Origin of the sequence: uncultured Thiodictyon sp. (assembly GCF_903946935.1) — a bacterium.
Classification (GTDB): Bacteria; Pseudomonadota; Gammaproteobacteria; order Chromatiales; family Chromatiaceae; genus Thiodictyon.
The window spans coordinates 26133-42806 of the sequence record NZ_CAJAXH010000054.1; the positions used below are offsets into that span (position 1 = coordinate 26133).

The window sequence follows — 16674 nt, forward strand, 5'->3', positions numbered from 1 at the left end:
CTAGGTTAATGTATTCAGCAGCGCGAGCAGCCCCCCGAGCGGGATCGCGACCGCCTCCGGTCGGTCGGTGAGCGCCGTGTAGACCTCCTGACAGGCGCGGCGCAGGGCAAACAGTGCGATCAGACGCTCGGCCTCGCCCGGGGCCGGCGGCCAGGTCGGGCAACCGACGATATGCTCGCGATAACCGGCCATGAAGGCGGCACTGGCGACCGACTCCCAGTCGCGGGCCAGGGGCTCCAGGACCGGCAGGTCGCCCGTGCGCTCGGCAGTGACCTTCTCGAGCGCGGTGGCGGCCGCGCAATGCAGCGAGAACAAGAGCCTGGCCAGGTCACGCAGGGGCGACTCTTTGGCACGCCGGGCCAGGTCCCCGGGCTCGGCCCCGAAACCGATCAGCATGACATCGGCACCGACGATCAGGACCTGGCCCAGGTGGAAGTCGCCGTGCCGGCGCGACTTCGCCGCCGCGACCGGGGCCCCGAGCGGGGCCAGGCGCTCCGGCAGATGGTCGGCCCGGTCCAGCAAGGCACCCGCCACGGCGAGCGCCCCCGCCGGCAGGGCGCCCAGGTCTTGGCGCAGGCGCCGAATCATCGCCTCGAAGGCCTCGCCCAAGGCCGCCACCCACTGCGCCGGCTCGTCCGGGGCGATGGGTTCGGGCGCGAAGGCGGGTTCGAGGGGCACGGCGCCGGGGTCCGCGGGGGCCAGGGCCGCGTGCAGCTCGGCAGTGCGTCGACCCAGCGTGCTCATCAACAGTGCAAAGCCCGCGTGCGACCCGGCACCGGCCGGGTCCTCGTGCGGGGACACGGCCAGTGCGTTGGTGAGAAAGCGCTCCAGATAGCCCTGGGTATACGACCAGGCGTCGCCCTGGTTCTCGACATAGCCCTGGAGGATCGCCAGGACCGCGAGTTCCCCATCGGCCCCCTGGACCTCGATCGCCCCGCCGATCGGCACCGTACGCACCTCCGGGGCCCGCTCGGTCAGGAATCGGCCCATCTCCAGGGCCAGATCGACCTCGGCACGCAAGCGCCGTGAACCCTTCAGGAAGAGTCGCTCGCCAAACACCACGCCGCTACTGGCGGCCTCGGTCAGACGGCGCAACTCCGGGTCGGGCGGCAGTTCAGCGACTAACCCTGGGTAGGCCGAGGTGGCTGAGAAGGTCAAGGTGTCGGACCCGATCGTTACACGACTCCCCTGCCCCATGGCCGTCAGTGCCGCGCGACAGAAGGCGTCGTCGGCGAAGGCCGAATAGAGGATGCCGGTGCGGGCGCGCTGCCGCACCCGCGCCAGGGTCACCGCGGCGAGCCCGCTCGGCAGCTCGCCGTCCTTGCCCTCCCAGGCCAGCGCGATGGAGAGAACATAACGCTCGGGTGGCTGATCGTGCAGGTCCACCGACACGATGGTCAGGAGCCAGGTGCCGGTGCGGGTGGACCACTCGCTCATCCCCAGTATCCGCACGGCCTCCACCGCTGACTCACGCCCGGCAAACCAGCGCTGACTGGCGAAGAAGCGCAGTAGCACATCGCGTTCGAGCTGCCGACGCAGCCCCTCCGCCAGGTGTGCGCGCGCGGCCCCAATCCGCTCCGGGAAGAAGGTCGCGAGGCCAGCGGTGAGCACCATCACCGGCAGCTCGGTCGGGGGCATGCGCAATTGATGCCAGTCGGGGGCATCGGCCTCCGGTGCCAGCCTGAACCAATAGAAGGCGTGACCGGGCAGGGTCAGTAGATAGGGCAGATCGCCGATCGGCGGGAACGGGGTCCCGCCGATCAACTCCAGCGGCACCAACCCGCGCCAGCGGCACAGGTCCAACTCGACCGGCTGGGCCGAACGCGCGAGATTGGCCGCACACAGGATCACCTCGCCCTCGTGCTGACGGACATAGGCGACAATCTTGCGGTTGCCCGGATGGAGCATGGTGAAGGTGCCCCGCCCAAAGCCCTTATGGGCCTTGCGCACGGCGATCAACCGCTTCATCCAATTGAGCAGCGAGGACGGCTCGCGCCCCTGGGCCTCCACATTGACGGCTTGGAAGCCATAGATCGGGTCCATGATCGGCGGCAGGTAGAGCCGCTGCGGGTCGGCCCGCGAGAAACCGGCGTTGCGGTCCGGCGTCCACTGCATGGGGGTACGCATCCCGTTGCGGTCGCCCAAATAGAAATTGTCGCCCATCCCGATCTCATCGCCATAATAGACGATCGGCGACCCCGGCATCGACAACAGTAGGCTATTCAACAGCTTGATACGATCGAGATCATTGTCCATGAGCGGGGCGAGGCGGCGGCGGATACCGACATTGACCCGCATCCGCGGGTCGGCCGCATACATCTCATACATATAGTCACGCTCGCGGTGCGTAACCATCTCCAGGGTCAGTTCATCGTGATTGCGCAGGAAGATCGCCCACTGACAACTGGGCGGGATCTCGGGGGTCTGGGCCAGGATCTCGGTCATCGGATAGCGGTCTTCCTGGGCGACCGCCATATACATCCGCGGCATCAGCGGGAAGTGATAGGCCATGTGGCATTCATCGCCATCGCCGAAATAGTCGCGCACGTCCTCCGGCCATTGATTGGCCTCGGCCAGGAACAGCCGGTCCTTATAATGGGCATCCACCACCGCACGCATCTGCCGGATCACCGCGTGGGTCTCGGGCAGGTTTTCGTTGGTAGTGCCCTCGCGCACGCACAGATAGGGGATCGCATCCAGCCGCAGCCCGTCGACGCCGAGATCGAGCCAAAAGCGCATCAGGCGGATGACCGCCTTCACCACCGACGGGTTGTTGTGATTCAGATCCGGCTGATGAGAGAAAAAGCGGTGCCAATAATAGGCCTTGGCCACCGGGTCCCAGGCCCAATTGGAGGTCTCGGTATCGGTGAAGATGATCCGGGTCTCGGGGAACTTCTGGTCGGTGTCGCTCCAGACGTAGTAGTCGCGTTTGGCCGAGCCCGCCGGGGCGCGCCGCGCGGCCTGGAACCAGGGGTGCTGGTCGGAGGTGTGGTTGATGACCAACTCGGTGATGACGCGGATGCCGCGCCGGTGGGCGGCCCGCACGAAGGCGCTGAAGTCCTTACGTGTACCGTAGTCGGGGTAGACGTTGTGATAGTCCGCGATGTCGTAGCCGTCGTCACGCATCGGCGAGGGGTAGAACGGCTGGAGCCAGATGGTGTTGACCCCCAAGTCCTGGATATAGTCCAGGCGCGAGGTCAGGCCGGGAAAGTCGCCGATGCCGTCCCCATTGCTGTCGTAGTAGGCCTTGACATGCAACTGGTAGATGACCGCGTCCTTGTACCACTGGGGGTCGCTGGGCAGGGCCACCATGGGCTTCTTTTTCCGCCGCACCAGGGTCGGGGCGGTCACTGGCCGCACCCCGCGCGGCACCCTGGACACGTCTGGACAACCAATGGCGGAGTCCGGCACGCCACGGGGGCCCTGGCGCCCGCCATCATCACCACCCCATCGGAAGGTTTCGGCTTATTTTTCATCATGGTTTCGACAACGAGTCCGCAAGACACACGAATGAAAGCGCCGCCCACCCGGGGCCAGACGCCAATCGAACCTATTTCAATGGGGTCGCCGCTCCGGAATGACAACCGGCAGCCGCATCCCTGTCGATCCTGGAAAGAGCAGTTCTCACGCCAAGGCGCCAAGCTCGCCAAGGTTTTTCAACGCGCTATCGGCCGTTGGTGACTCACCCCGGGGGGATGGGTAAGGAGATGCTGCGCACATCCCTTTGTTTTTTCTTGGCGTCTTGGCGTCTTGGCGTGAGCGATTGCCGGATTTCGGTTGATCCACCCGGTGGAGCAGCCATATCGTGTACACCAAACCCGCTATCTAGCTCACGCCGCACCGGCATGGTCTTGGTCCCAGTGGGAACTACCCTCATTTACCCGAAGGGCGTCAGCGATGGGCAACCAGCCCACGGCGCGCCCAACCGCCTGTCTTGTTTCGATCCTACCCGAGGTCACTCGATGAACATCCAAAAGACCCTGATCCCGGCCGCCCTGGCCCTGGCCGTTGCCGCCTCACTGATCGCCCCGACGGCCGGTGCCGCGGAGACCGCCCCGGCCGCGAGTCCGCCCGCGACTCAGCCACCCATGCCCATGGGGCCGGGCGCCGGCATGGGGCCAGGCGAGGGGATGCCCATGGCTCCAGGCGCGGGCGCCGGCATGGGGCCCGAAGAGGGGATGCCCAGGGCCCCCGGCGCGGGCCCCGCCATGAACCCAGGCATGGGCATGATGAATCCCGCGATGATGATGCAAAACCGCGAGATGATGATCCGGCACATGGTGACCATGGAGCAACACGCGGCCAACATCGAGGCCCTGTTGCGTGAATTGGTGGCGCTTCAGAAGGAGGAATAGCCCGGGGATTGCTTACGCCAAGGCGCCAAGCTCGCCAAGCAATAGGCTAGGGTCGGCGAAGTCGCCGGATCGCCCGCCGGCCGATGCCGATGCCGATGCCGATGCCGATGCCGATGCCGATGCCGCGCACAGCGCTTTGTTTCTTCTTGGCGTCTTGGCGGCTTGGCGTGAGCGACTGCCGGATTTTAGGTTCAAACCCCATCCCGCGGTAGGCTCGCGACCAGCCCCGCCAGCCAATCCCGCACGGCATCCGGCGATGCCAGCCGCCACCGCGCCTGGGTCTCGCCCCCCTCCCCCACCCGCACCGAACGCCCGCCAAGGCGATTGACCACAGCGAAACCGTCCTCGTCGGTGCGGTCGTCCCCGACGAAGACCGGGGTCCGCCCGGCGTAGGGCGGCCGCCCCATGAAACGCTCGATGGCCGCACCCTTACCGGCCGCAACCGGCAGGATCTCGACCACCAGCTTACCGGCCTGGAGGCGAAAGTCCGGGCCCAGGGTCTGTGCGGCGCGCGCTGCCAGCGACTGAATCTGCGCCTCCCGCTGCGGGGCCAACCGGTAATGCAGCGCCACGGCATGGGGCTTGCGCTCCAGCAGGACGCCGGACATGCCCTGCGTCCCTGCGCGCAGCCACTCGGCAATCCCGGTCAGCGCGTCCGCGACCGCCGGCCCCGGGTCGGTCGCGATGCCGCCCAGGCGCCACTGCACACCGTGGGTCCCGGCCGCATCGAAACCGCCGGGAAAGAAGCGGTCGATGTCGCTCAAGGGTCGGCCGCTCACCAGGGCCAGCGCCCCGCCCAGGCCCTGGGCGAGGACTTCAAGCTGGGACCGCAGGTCGGGCGGTATCCGCACCGCCTGGGGCTCGGGGGCCAGGTCCAGCAGGGTCCCGTCGATATCCAGAAAGAGCGCCCAATCCTGCGCCCAGCCGGGACACTCGCGCGGACCGGGGTGCGTGGGGCCGTTCATCGGCTACCCCCGCCCCGCCGCCAGGTGAAGGGGGCCGTAACCTGGACGATCTGATCCTGGATCCGCTGGCGTTTGCGCAGCCGCGCCGCCTCCAGGAGCATCCGCCCGGCCCAGAAATAGATGTTGTGCTCGGCGACCAGTGCGCGCATCAGGTGCATCCGGTCGCGCCGCTGCTCGCGCGGCATCAAGAGCGCCCGATGCATCGCCTCGCCCATGGCGCTGCTGTCGTATGGATTGACGATCAGGGCCTCCAACAGCTCGCGTGAGACCCCGGCAAAGCTGCTCAAGACCAACACCCCGTCGTCGTCGTCGCGGGCGGCGACGAACTCCTTGGCCACCAGGTTCATGCCGTCGTGCAGGCTGGAGACCAGACACAGATCGGCGGCGCGGAACAGGGTGAACACCTGCTCGGGTTCGTGGTGGCGGGCGACCAGCGCAATGGGCCACCAGCCGGGCCGACCGAAGCGCTGATTGACCCCGGTGGCGACGGCCTCGGCCTCCGCCTGGGTCTGGCGATAGGCCGGCAGGCTGCTGCGGGTCGGGGCGGCGATCTGTAGGAGGGTGAAGCGGCCGATCCATTCCGGATGGTGTTCGAGCAGGTTCTCCACCGCGCGGAAGCGGTCGGCGATGCCCTTGGTATAGTCGAAGCGCTCCACCCCCACCGCCAGCAGCACATTGGGGTCGAGCTCATAGTCCCGACGCACCTTGGCGCGGCACTCGGGCACCGACGGCTGGCCGACGAGGGCGCTGGGCGGCCACTCGATCGAGATCGGATAGGGCCGCACCAGGGTGGTACGCCCGCCGGTGCGCGCGGTGCTCTGTTCGCGGTCGATGCGGCACTCCAGGAAGCGATCGACCGAGTCCAGGAAGTTCAGACAGTGGAACTGGGTATGGAAGCCCAGGATGGTACTGCCCAGCAGCCCTTGCAGGATCTCCTCGCGCCAGGGGCAGATGCCGAAGACCTCGGGGTTGGGCCAGGGGATGTGCCAGAAGGTGATGATGGTGGCGCCGGGCAGGCGCTCGCGCACCATCTGGGGCAACAGTGCAAAGTGATAGTCCTGCACCAGCACCAGCGGGTTGGGCGACTTGGCCTCGGCCACCACCGCCTCGGCAAACTTGCGGTTCACCGCCACATACTGTTCCCAGTCGGAGGCGCGGAAGGTCGGCCGCACGAAGACGATATGGCACAGTGGCCACAGCCCCTCGTTGGCCAGGCCGTAGTAATAGCCCTCCTGCTCCTCATCCGAGAGCCAGACCCGTCGCAGGGTATAGGCCGGGGCCTCCGGTGGGACCTGGATGTGGTCCTGCCGATCCACCGTTTCGGCGTCCGCCGAGCCGCTGCCATGGGCAATCCAGGTCCCGCCGCAGGCGCGGGTGATGGGCTCCAGGGCGGTCACCAAGCCGCTGGCGGGGCGTTGGACGTGGATCGTGTCACCCTCGCGGTTGTGGATATAGGGCTCGCGGTTGGAGACCACGATCACCTCCGCCCCCGGCAGTTCGGACTTGAGCAAATTTTGCAGGGTATCCGGGTTCCAGTCGACCCGGATCGCCTCCGAGATCCCGCGCGGCACGTCGAGATCGCGGAGCATCTCGCGCATCTCGGCGACCAGCCCGGCGATGGCCGGCTCGGGCGTGCGCTCGGGCGCATCCCCGGCGACGACCGGGGCCAACCCTTTGCGCACGGCCTGCACCCAATTGCGGCGCATCACCAGGGCGACCGCGACCGTCACCCCCGCGATCAACACCCCAAGCAGTGCCAGGAAGACGGTCAGGTAGCGCTCCAGGGTGGCACCGCGCCGCTCGCTGAAGCTCAGATCGTGGACGATCACCAGATCGCCCAGGTCGTTACCGTCCTCGCCCAGCGGGAAGGCCGCCGTAAGTACCGTCCCATCGCCGCGCGCGGCCACCGTGAAGGCGGGCACGCGCAACGCCCGCGGCGGGCATCCCAGGGTCTTGGGCCAGGAGGGGGAGCGGTGGGTCAGGCGGCCATTGGGGGCACACAGACCCAGTGCCAGCAGCCGCTCGTCCCGCGTAATGCGTTGAAAGAGAAGATCGATCCGCGGGCCGTCGGACTCTTTGACCTCGCGCGCGACGGTGTCGTTGATGGAGTCGAAGACCAACTGGGCGCGCAGTTCCACATCGGCGCGGAACCAACGCTGGATCAGGTCGCTCAAGATCGGGGTGGTGGCCCAGGCAATGCCCGCCAGGACGAGTAGTAGGGGGACGATGAATCGCAATGCCATACGCATGACGGTACCTTTTGCGCAGCGGGGGAGCCGAAACGGCATGTGCAACCCAGAGGCCAAGGCGGCTGGCCACCGACCGCGAGGCTCGAACCGCGGTCAGCCCCAAGAGGGTCGGGCAATGGGGAGGCAGCGTCAAGCCTTAATGGACCTGGAAGGGGTCGCGATCCACCGCGCCGGCGGCGATTCTGCCACGCTGCCGCCCCCGCCCACCCAGAGTTCACCACCCTCGTTATGCCCGCCGCCGAGACTGCACCGCCGCACCAGGACTGGCCGACCCATCTGGCAGGTTTGCGCAGCCGCTTGCTCGACCAAGTCATCCTGCTCATCGGCCTGGCGATGTGTGTCTCCCTGGGGCTCGCCGTCGATAAGGCCATCCAGATCGGCATCCATTGGTCCCTGCCCTTCACCGCGGGCGGTCCTGGTCCGGATGACGCGGTGGGCCTCGCTCGTTATTCTTGCCACCGACGCCTCAGGGCAAGCAGACTGAGGCGAGGCGCTCGCGCTAGACTGGCGGGCATCCTGCCGTCACCCCAGAGAAGTCGACACCATGAAACTGAGGTCCCTGTCCGCGGCCTTGGCCGCCGCACTGCTCGGCCTGCCCCCGCTGCCGCTCTTGGCGGAGGATGCCGCCCCCGCCGCCGCCGCCGCGGTGACCCTCAGCGGCGAGGCGGTGATGCCATCCCTGCGCGATGCCAGACTACACGACAAGTTCACCGTCGCGCTGGCGGACAGTCAGGTCGTCAGCACCTTCACGCTCGGCTGCAACGCGGCCAGCAGCGCACTGGGGGGACTGATCGCGACCGATGAGGGATGCCGGCTGACCGGCACTGGGTCCATCGTTAATCCGCAGGATGCCAGCCAGCGCTTAACACGGACCCAATACAGCGGGGGCTTCGAGGTCGCGCCCGATGGGGCGGCCGACCTGTCCAAGGTCCTGCTGACCTATCAGTCGAAGAGCTGGTTCATGGCCCTCACCGCGACCTGCGGCGACCAGGTTTACCCGCTGCAAGGACAGATGCCCTGGAGCGAGGTCCCGGGGGGCAAGGACCGCACCCAATGCGGACCTTGTTCGGGGCTTGAAACGTGGCTGGCGGCCGACGTTCAAGATTGCATTCGGCCGACCGATCGTTGCCGCGCCGCCCTCTCGCGGGGGACACGCGGCGGCTATAGTGCCGACACGAGACAAACCCACGCCCGCGCCGCCTGTAGGCTCCGGGCAGCCTAACCCGCGCTGTGAACCCGGCATGATCGCTAACCCCAACCCGGCCCGCCCCTTGGCCGGACACCGCCAATATCGCATCCTGGTCATCGACGACGAGCCGGACAGCCTACGCATCCTGTTGGAAATGATGCGCGCCTTCGGGCTGGAATTGGCCAGCGCCCCCAATGCGGCCATCGGACTGCGCAACGCGCGGGCCGTTAACCCGGACCTGATCCCCTGTTGGATGTGATGCTGCCGGATGGCGACGGGTTCGCCCTGTGCCGGGCGCTCAAGGCCGACCGGGAGACCCAGGATGTGCCGGTGATCTTTCTCTCCGCCAAGGCATTGGTCGACGACAAGGCGGCGGGGTTCGCCGCGGGCGGGGTCGATTACATCACCAAGCCCTTCGAGGCCAGGGAGGTTCTGCTGCGGGCCGTCAACCACCTAGGGCTGGCACAGCGCAACCGTGCACTCAGGGAGCGCCTGGCCCAGTATGAACCGCCGGGCGCCGTGCCAGTCCGCGACGACGCGTTACCTCCGCTGGAGCTGCCGCCCGAGACGCCGCCGGGCGTCCTGCGCATTCTGATCCGCGCCCGCGACCGGTTGCTGGCGGACCTGTGCGCCCCCCCGAACCTCGAGACCCTGGCCGCCCACGCCTGCACCAACCGCACCACTCTGGGACAGTTGTTCAAGCGCTATCTGGGCATGACGGTCTTCGACCATTTGCGCGAACAGCGCCTGAATGAGGGCCGGCGGCTGCTCCAGACGACCGGCCTCGCGGTGGCGACGATCGCCGAGCGGGTGGGCTACAGCTATGGTCGCGATTTCGCCGGGGCCTTCAAGGATCGGTTCGGGCTGAGCCCAGCGGCCTACCGGGCGCGCTCGGACGCGACGGCCCCGGACTGACCCAGCATCCGGGCGCCACCCGACTCGGGCGGGACGCCGCGCATGCCCGATCCGGCATCTTGGGGGGCGAAGCTGGTATCATCCGACCTTTGCCGTATCCAAAACCTTAAGTGTCTGTGCCGTGAACCCTGCCAAAACCACCCCCATCCCGCTGACCCCCGACGAACGCCGCGCCGCGGTGGGCCTGGCCGGCATCTATGGCCTGCGTATGCTGGGGTTGTTCCTGATCCTGCCGGTGTTCGCGCTCTATGCCGGCGGACTCAAGGGGGCGACGCCGCTCCTGATCGGGCTGGCCATCGGCGCCTATGGGCTCACCCAGGCGATCCTCCAGATCCCGTTCGGCATGCTGTCCGACCGCATCGGGCGTAAGCCGGTGATCTACGGCGGGCTCGCGGTCTTCGTGCTGGGGAGCGCGATCGCCGCGCTGGCGACCACCATCGACGGCGTGATCCTGGGGCGGGTGATCCAGGGGGCCGGGGCGGTGTCGGCCGCGGTCACGGCGCTGGCCGCCGATCTCACGCGCGACGAGGTGCGCACCCGCGCCATGGCCGGGGTCGGCGCCAGTATCGGTATCGCCTTCGGCCTGGCCTTTATCATCGGCCCGGCCATCGCCCAGGTGTGGGGGCTCTCCGGGGTCTTCTGGCTCACCGCCCTGCTGGCCTTCGGCGGCATCCTGGTACTGTGGCTGGTGGTGCCGAACCCCAAGCGGCGCTCGGTCCACCGGGACGCGGAGCCGGTGGCGAGCCAGCTCGGCGCGGTGCTGCGCGATGGGCAATTGCTGCGGCTGAACTTCGGCATCTTCTCACTGCACCTGATGATGACCGGCATGTTCCTGGTCATCCCCCCGGCGATCGTCAAGGCGGGCGTGGCCGCCGCCCACCATTGGGAGGTCTATCTGCCGGTGCTGCTGCTCGGCCTGATCGCGATGGTGCCCTTCGTCATCTTCGCCGAGGGGCGCGGGCGCATCAAACCGGTCTTCCTGGGGGCCATCGCCACCGTCGGGCTCACCGCGCTGGGGTTCGCACTGTGGTCGACCCAGCTCATCCCGCTGATGGTCCTGCTCGCGGTCTTTTTCACCGCGGTCAACCTGCTGGAGGCCCTGCTGCCCTCCATCATCTCCAAGATCGCCCGCGCCGGGGCCAAGGGCACGGCCATGGGGGTCTATTCCACCTCCCAGTTCATCGGCGCCTTTCTAGGCGGCATGACCGGGGGGTTGGTCAACCAGTACCTCGGCGCCCCCGCGGTCTTCGTGTTCGCCGCACTCTGCGCCCTGGCCTGGCTGCTGGTGGCCGGCACCATGGCGGCCCCGGAGCGCCTGACCAACCAGTTGCTCCCGCTCGATCCACTCGGCCCGCTCGACGCGGGCCAGGTGTTGGCGCTGGAGCAGCGCCTGCTGGCCGTAACCGGGGTGCGCGACGCGGTGGTGGCGCCGGACGAGGGGGTCGCCTATCTCAAGGTGGACAGCCGCGAACTGGATTCGGCCAGCTTACAGGCGATTGCTGGCTAGTGCATAGAAGTGCAGATCCCGATACCATTCGGGAACCGCCATGAGCTTGAGAAACGGACAGGATTAACAGGATTTCTCAGGATTTACCGGATGTGTCATGACCCTATGCCACAATAGAAAATCTTGTTAATCCCGTCCAATTCCCTGCCAGTTGCCTGAGCGCCGAAGTGGCATCGGAAGTTTCGCTTCACAGTACGCGTTTCGTTAGAGCAACAAATCACTATTGCTGACCCGCCCTGCGGGCGCGAGGAAGATCATGTCCAGTAGAGGCGTCAACAAAGTCATACTGATCGGCAACCTTGGCAATGAGCCGGATGTCCGCTACACGCAGAGCGGGGATGCGATGGCCACCATCAGTATTGCCACCAGCGAGTCCTGGAAGGACAAGAACACCGGTGAGACCCAGGAACGCACCGAGTGGCACCGGGTGGTGTTCTTCGGCAAGCTGGCCGAAATCGTCAAGCAGTACCTCCATAAGGGCTCGAAGGTCTATATCGAGGGCCAATTGCGCACGCGCAAATGGCAGGACAAGGAGGGCCATGACCGCTACACCACTGAGGTCTACGTCGGCGTCGGCGGTAACATGCAAATGCTCGATGGCCGTCCCGGCGGCGGCTCTTCGGTGCCTTATGAAGACGCGCCGCCCCGCGCCCAGGCGCCAGCCGGCGGTGCTCGCCAATCCGCCCCACCGCCATCCGCGCCAGCCCCTCAGGGCGGCGGCATGCCGTTCGACGACGACATCCCGTTCTAAGTCTGTCGCGGCCAGGGGGCCGCTCCGACCTGTAGGAGCGGCCCCCTGGCCGCGATGAAAGTATTCCGCGAGCGGTTTCCGGTAGCCTCAGATGGTCTGACCTCCAGGCATTTACGTTGCGCCCGATTTCAGCACCAGAGGCAAATTAAGGCGAGGTGAATCCGCTCGGAGCCAAGTCAATCGATGGCCGAACGATCATCGTCGGCCCCATGTCCGCGATGTGGTGAGAAGGGCGACTCCAGCGGTTCCCCCGCCGGATGCTCAGGGTCGACCCGCGGGTTGTGTCGCCGACGACTCGATCCCACGGTCTGATTGGAATGTACGTCGGACTCGATCCGGGCCAGGACATCCGGGATCAGGCGCTCGGAAAACCCGGCAACCACAGACCAGAGGAGTAGCTTGCCATACAGCTCCAAACCGGCGGAGAAGCCCGGCTGTTGCGATGCAGCGTCGCTGCGGAAGTCCGGAAAGAGGTCGCCACCGATCATTGCCGAGGCGAACAACAGATAAACGAGGAGCCCGGAGCCGGCCCCGGCGAGCATCCGTGCTGGCAGCCAGCGATACTGGAGCTTCAGCTCGTCCAGATTGCTCCCATCGATGCGATTGCGGATACCGGTCATCATGCTGAACAGTGCGCCCCAAAGCCCGCCGATGAAGCTCGCGGCGACTGAGACCATGTGGCGCAGGGCGATGTCCTGCATCCACTCGGCCGACACCAGGTGCGAATGCAGGGTGAGGACGCCGACCAGGAAAAGGCCGAACAACAGCGAGACCAGGATAAACCGTCTGCTCATCCGCGCGGCCAGATCGGCCCGGCAGATGCGTATCATCTCCCGCTGCGACAGCGCCCATTGCAGGTCCTCGATCAGGCGACTCAGCAACGCGCGCCGTGTCGACAGGTCACGACCGCGCCAATCGAAGCCGGCGTACCAATGCTGGAGGTCCCGACTCAACAGACCCTTGCCAAGGGCGAGGGCGCGCTGGATCTCGACGTCGATGGCGCCGGTGTCATAGGCACCCACCAACATCTGCTCGACCTGGAAATCCGTCTCCCAAGTGCGCTTGGCCCCGGCCCGGTCCAGTGCCTCGCGGGCCTGCTCCAGCACCGCTGGGGTCTGGTCAGCCGGGTAGCACTGCTTCAATTGTGACAGACGCGCCTGCAATGACCCTCGGTACCGCCGCGCCAGGGAGCGCGACGCCCGCAATTGGCGCTCAATGATCCGGTCATGGCGGCTCAGTCTGCACACGGTTATCCCTGAGCGATGGGGCTGAACGAATCGTCCTGCCCCGGCGCGCTTCAGATCATGGCCAGTGCAGCAGCCGTGACCGTGTCTACCCGGCGTGTCCAGCCGACCCCAAAGATGGGGAAGGTGTCCAGACCACGGAGATAGGCCAGACGGGCCGCCGCCAACTGATCGATGAGGGTCCTTACGTCCATGGCATGCACGGCGCCGAGGGTGATGGGTCCAACCGATCCATCGTCCGTAACACCAACGGTGCGTTGCAGTATCTTGACGGAGGTCCGGGGTCCGCTGTTGACACCGCAGTCGAATACCATGAGATCGACCCCACGAGGAAGGCTGCCGCAGGCGGCCGCAGGCGGCCGGGTGCCAATAGTCGGCACGATAGATCTCGCAGGCATCGGTCCTCGTCAGCGCGCGAACGGCGTCCGGGCCGAGCGAATCGTCGTCTCGCCAGTGTCGGAGGGTTTCCAGGGTGATGCCCATGTTGGTGGCACCGCCCGGGTCCTGGGGATCGTCGACATAGCCGCCTTCCTGTGCCAGGGTCACCGCCACGCAACGTGGGAAGTCGTCTACCGCTTGCGCCGGTGGGGGCTCGGCAGACTGCGCCTTCGGGGCCGCCGCGGTGCGGTCCGGTAAGGGCGAGGCGACGCGGGAGGCGAGGTCCCGCATTGCCGTCACGGCTGACTGTGTGCTTTGGGCCTGGGTGTCGTGGGCCTGGCGCAACGCGGTCAGCATGTCGCCGATCTGCCGGGCATGGGTGTGCTGCTGATCGATCGCCTGGGCGTCCTTGTTCCTGGAGCCGGACGAGTCCCCAAGCCAGAAATTCACCACAGTCGCAAAGGCGGTTCCGAGGACGCCCACCGCGATGTTGACGATGTTGACTGCGGTCGGATCCGGAGTCTGCCCGGCGACGGCGGCGATCCCATGGAAGAGGATCAGGCCCAGTATTACAAAAAAACCGACGGTGACGACGATGGATACGAGGGGCGAGCCCCAGGCGATCGGACTCTTGGCGGAGGCCAGTGCCTGCATCGTGCTGCGTGCGTCTGCCGAATTCTCATCGCTCGCCTTGATCTCGGCCAGTTCCGCCCGACGCTGCTCCGCGGACGCTGCGGCCTGCACGCGTGTCGCATCTATCGCGATTTCGGTCAGTCTCTGCTGCAGCGCGGCGCTCAAAGTCTCGTCTGCCTGGATCGTCTTCTGCGCCGCCACGGGATCGTCGGTTCCGGCGACATCGCTGACCGCCTGCGAGACAGATTGCGCCAAGGCGCCCGCTTTGTCGCCGGCGATCAGGCGGATCAGGTCCGGAACCAGGGTCGCTGCAAGGCCGATGAGTGGGAACATTTAATACCTCTAATCCAGGGATGGACGGATAGGAAATGCGACCGCCCGAACGGCTCGGCTCGGCTCGGCTCGGGGCAACGTTATCATCGCGCAACGGTGGGTCGCAAGCGCCGCGCGGGCGCCTGCACGCAGGGACGGGGATGATGGCCCAGGCCGATGTCAGGGCCGGATCGCCCACCGGCGTGCGGCATTCGACGCCGAATCATCTCCCTCCCCCGCTGAGGGAGGGCGAACGGCCATCATTCCCCATGCGGCAGCGCCATCATCCGCGCGACATAGGCGATGGCATGGCCGTGCGTCGAGATTAAGCTCGCCCCGCCGCAATGGCGACTTATATGGATCAAGAATGGCGACCGTAACAAGCCGGCGCGCTCGGGTTGGGTTACGGACAGGCTGGCTGGCCGACGCCGCCGCAGGGCCGGCAGGCGCTGACGGCGAGGTAGGGCAAAGGGGCGACGGCGGGGTCGGTGGTGCCGCTGAAGGCGACGTTGTCGGCGGCATCGCCGATGGTGGAATGGAACCAAAAGGCCGGCGTGACGCCGTGACCCTCGATGCCTACGGTGCCGGCAAAGGCGTGGGTATGCTGCGGCTGCGCCAGCGGCGCCAGCGCCGGGCCGCCGAAGGTCTGCCCAGGGCCAGCGGCGCCGGGCGCGAGCCCGACCGCGAACCGGCCACTGTCGGCGGTCGCGGCGGTCCAGGTCTGGCCCGCGCTGCCGCTGAGGTCGGCGCAGGGGGTGTCGGCGTAAAGGATCAGGTTGGCGAGGCCCGGCGGCGGCGGGGCGGCGGCGGCGGCGGTCTTGCGGCAGAGCAGCAGTTGCAGGTACGGGACCCCCGGGTCGTCGCTGGAGGCGGTGGCAGTGAACGGGTGCCAGCCGGGGGTGCCGAGGTGCTCGGTATCGCCGCCGACGAGGTCGAACCGCTCCGCGCTCAGGGTGATGCCGCTCGCCAGGGTATGGCTATGGACACCGGCGCTCGCGAGGTTGGGAAGCGACGTACCGACGATGCGCCCGCGGGTCGCGCTGTCGGCCCCGGTCCCGGCAAACGGCATCGGAAAGACGCCGTTGACCGGCACCTGGGCGATGGCGACCGGGAACACCGATTGGCCGGCACCGTCCAGCGGACCGGCCGAGACCACGGCAACGCCTGGCGTCATGGTCTGGAGTTGCACGCCGTCGGATATGTCGGACGGGACGTAAGAGCCCAGGTTGAAGTTGGCGGTGCCGGGCGTGTAGAGGCCCATGGCGATGCCACTCGCGGTATTCCAGTTGCCGGCGACGACGATCGCGAGGCTGGCCAGGTCGAGGTTGACGTTGAAGTCGGGCCGCTGTTGCTGATCGGTCCAGTTGTAGGTCATCTGCTGGGTGCCGCCGCTGTCGGGCCCGCAGCCGCCCTGCCACACGATCATGCTCCAGTCGCTGAGCTCGTTGGGGTAATTGCCCTGGATACTGGCGGGGTTCGACCCGCGGCCGCGCAGCACGCCGTCGCCGTCGGCATCGGTGCCGTCGAGGGCGACGGTGATGCAGTAGCCGGCCGTACCGGACCAGCTCCCCTGATAGCCGCTGGGGCGCCTGGCCGATGCCCAGCCGCTCGGGCAGGGCTGATTGACATTTGGCGTGGCCTGGGCGAAGAAGGCGATGGTGCCGGCCGGCAGGTTGCCCCTCAGGTTGTCCCATTGCGGCAGCGTCGCGGCCGGGTCGCGCCGGCACAGCGTGCGCTGGATGAAGCCCCAGCCAGTCTCGGCCGGGTCCACCGGCTGGCTGCCGCTGCCCGGCACCGGGTGCCCGCCTGCCGCCGCGCCGCTGTCGTTGCCCCCCTTGGTCCCCGCAAGCCCCTTGCTGCCGACATCGACGCTGGTCGAGAAGCTGTGGCCATGGGTCGGCGGGTTCGCGCCGGACAGGGCGGTGCCGACGCTCGCGCCAAGTTGATACTCGGTCAGGTTGGTGACGCCGAGCAGCAGGCGGCCGAAGCCGTCGGCGTAGCCGGACCAGCCGGCCGGGCACTCGGGCTGGTCGAAGAAGGCGACCAGGCCGGCCGGGGTCAGGTCCGGTGCCGTGGTCTGGGCCAGGGCCGGGGTCGCCAGCAGGCTGGCGACCAGCACGGCGCCAGCGTGGATGGCCTGGGCCGGCAGCGAAGGGTGCGCAAGCGATGGCATCTG

12 protein-coding genes and 1 pseudogene are annotated in these 16674 nt (G+C 67.4%); 6 read left to right on the forward strand and 7 right to left on the reverse strand.

Features of this window, described 5'->3' with window-relative positions:
- Complete coding sequence (gene treS, locus QZX93_RS05260) at nucleotides 1-3351, reverse strand: maltose alpha-D-glucosyltransferase (RefSeq protein WP_295389421.1); 3351 nt, start codon at nucleotides 3349-3351, stop codon at nucleotides 1-3.
- Nucleotides 3352-3962: 611 nt separating this feature from the next.
- Between treS and QZX93_RS05265 the strand changes: the two genes are divergently transcribed.
- On the forward strand, nucleotides 3963-4355 hold the full coding sequence (locus QZX93_RS05265; RefSeq protein WP_295389423.1) for a hypothetical protein: 393 nt from the start codon (nucleotides 3963-3965) through the stop codon (nucleotides 4353-4355).
- 46 nt (nucleotides 4356-4401) lie between these two features.
- Here the strand turns inward: QZX93_RS05265 and QZX93_RS05270 are convergent, their stop codons facing one another.
- Genes QZX93_RS05270 through QZX93_RS05280 form a run of 3 tightly spaced genes read right to left on the reverse strand, consistent with a single transcriptional unit; the run spans nucleotide 4402 to nucleotide 7569 of the window.
- On the reverse strand, nucleotides 4402-4557 hold the full coding sequence (locus tag QZX93_RS05270) for a hypothetical protein (RefSeq protein ID WP_295389425.1): 156 nt from the start codon (nucleotides 4555-4557) through the stop codon (nucleotides 4402-4404).
- Nucleotides 4547-5320, reverse strand: a complete 774-nt coding sequence (otsB, locus tag QZX93_RS05275; RefSeq protein WP_295389427.1) for a trehalose-phosphatase — start codon at nucleotides 5318-5320, stop codon at nucleotides 4547-4549. Before otsB ends, QZX93_RS05270 begins: the two co-directional genes overlap by 11 nt.
- Entirely contained in the window at nucleotides 5317-7569 is a 2253-nt protein-coding gene (locus QZX93_RS05280) for a trehalose-6-phosphate synthase (protein ID WP_295389429.1), read from the reverse strand. Before QZX93_RS05280 ends, otsB begins: the two co-directional genes overlap by 4 nt.
- A gap of 544 nt (nucleotides 7570-8113) precedes the next feature.
- Between QZX93_RS05280 and QZX93_RS05285 the strand changes: the two genes are divergently transcribed.
- From QZX93_RS05285 to ssb, 5 genes are all read left to right on the forward strand, one after another.
- Entirely contained in the window at nucleotides 8114-8791 is a 678-nt protein-coding gene (locus tag QZX93_RS05285) for a hypothetical protein (protein ID WP_295389431.1), read from the forward strand.
- 19 nt (nucleotides 8792-8810) lie between these two features.
- Nucleotides 8811-9017 carry a hypothetical protein gene (locus QZX93_RS05290; RefSeq protein WP_295389433.1) on the forward strand — a complete coding sequence of 69 codons (207 nt, stop codon included), beginning with the start codon at nucleotides 8811-8813 and terminating at the stop codon, nucleotides 9015-9017.
- Nucleotides 9017-9673: a DNA-binding response regulator gene (locus tag QZX93_RS05295; protein WP_295389448.1), complete on the forward strand. Its 657-nt coding sequence runs from the start codon at nucleotides 9017-9019 to the stop codon at nucleotides 9671-9673. Before QZX93_RS05290 ends, QZX93_RS05295 begins: the two co-directional genes overlap by 1 nt.
- 121 nt (nucleotides 9674-9794) lie before the next feature.
- Nucleotides 9795-11180, forward strand: coding sequence for an MFS transporter (locus QZX93_RS05300; protein WP_295389436.1), 1386 nt, complete (start codon nucleotides 9795-9797; stop codon nucleotides 11178-11180).
- Between the two features lie 256 nt (nucleotides 11181-11436).
- Nucleotides 11437-11931: a single-stranded DNA-binding protein gene (ssb, locus tag QZX93_RS05305; RefSeq protein ID WP_295389437.1), complete on the forward strand. Its 495-nt coding sequence runs from the start codon at nucleotides 11437-11439 to the stop codon at nucleotides 11929-11931.
- Nucleotides 11932-13228: 1297 nt separating this feature from the next.
- On the opposite strand, the gene QZX93_RS27280 is transcribed toward ssb, so the two are convergent.
- From QZX93_RS27280 to QZX93_RS05315, 3 genes and pseudogenes are all read right to left on the reverse strand, one after another.
- Entirely contained in the window at nucleotides 13229-13573 is a 345-nt protein-coding gene (locus tag QZX93_RS27280; RefSeq protein ID WP_366759765.1) for a putative peptidoglycan-binding domain-containing protein, read from the reverse strand.
- Nucleotides 13521-14519 (reverse strand): annotated as a pseudogene (locus tag QZX93_RS27285) (glycosyl hydrolase 108 family protein); the annotation flags it as partial. The pseudogene QZX93_RS27285 and the gene QZX93_RS27280, both read right to left, overlap by 53 nt.
- A gap of 382 nt (nucleotides 14520-14901) precedes the next feature.
- Nucleotides 14902-16671 carry a hypothetical protein gene (locus tag QZX93_RS05315; protein WP_295389439.1) on the reverse strand — a complete coding sequence of 590 codons (1770 nt, stop codon included), beginning with the start codon at nucleotides 16669-16671 and terminating at the stop codon, nucleotides 14902-14904.
- Between the last annotated feature and the right edge of the window lie 3 nt (nucleotides 16672-16674).

What these genes read in the sequence shown, in the direction of transcription:
- QZX93_RS05265 (WP_295389423.1), top strand. Translation starts at nt 3,963, where the DNA reads ATGAACATCCAAAAGACCCTGATCCCGGCCGCCCTGGCCCTGGCCGTT.
- QZX93_RS05270 (WP_295389425.1), bottom strand. Translation starts at nt 4,557, where the DNA reads ATGGGGTTTGAACCTAAAATCCGGCAGTCGCTCACGCCAAGCCGCCAA.
- otsB (WP_295389427.1), bottom strand. Translation starts at nt 5,320, where the DNA reads ATGAACGGCCCCACGCACCCCGGTCCGCGCGAGTGTCCCGGCTGGGCG.
- QZX93_RS05280 (WP_295389429.1), bottom strand. Translation starts at nt 7,569, where the DNA reads ATGCGTATGGCATTGCGATTCATCGTCCCCCTACTACTCGTCCTGGCG.
- QZX93_RS05285 (WP_295389431.1), top strand. Translation starts at nt 8,114, where the DNA reads ATGAAACTGAGGTCCCTGTCCGCGGCCTTGGCCGCCGCACTGCTCGGC.
- QZX93_RS05290 (WP_295389433.1), top strand. Translation starts at nt 8,811, where the DNA reads ATGATCGCTAACCCCAACCCGGCCCGCCCCTTGGCCGGACACCGCCAA.
- QZX93_RS05295 (WP_295389448.1), top strand. Translation starts at nt 9,017, where the DNA reads ATGCTGCCGGATGGCGACGGGTTCGCCCTGTGCCGGGCGCTCAAGGCC.
- ssb (WP_295389437.1), top strand. Translation starts at nt 11,437, where the DNA reads ATGTCCAGTAGAGGCGTCAACAAAGTCATACTGATCGGCAACCTTGGC.
- QZX93_RS27280 (WP_366759765.1), bottom strand. Translation starts at nt 13,573, where the DNA reads ATGCCTGCGAGATCTATCGTGCCGACTATTGGCACCCGGCCGCCTGCG.
- QZX93_RS05315 (WP_295389439.1), bottom strand. Translation starts at nt 16,671, where the DNA reads ATGCCATCGCTTGCGCACCCTTCGCTGCCGGCCCAGGCCATCCACGCT.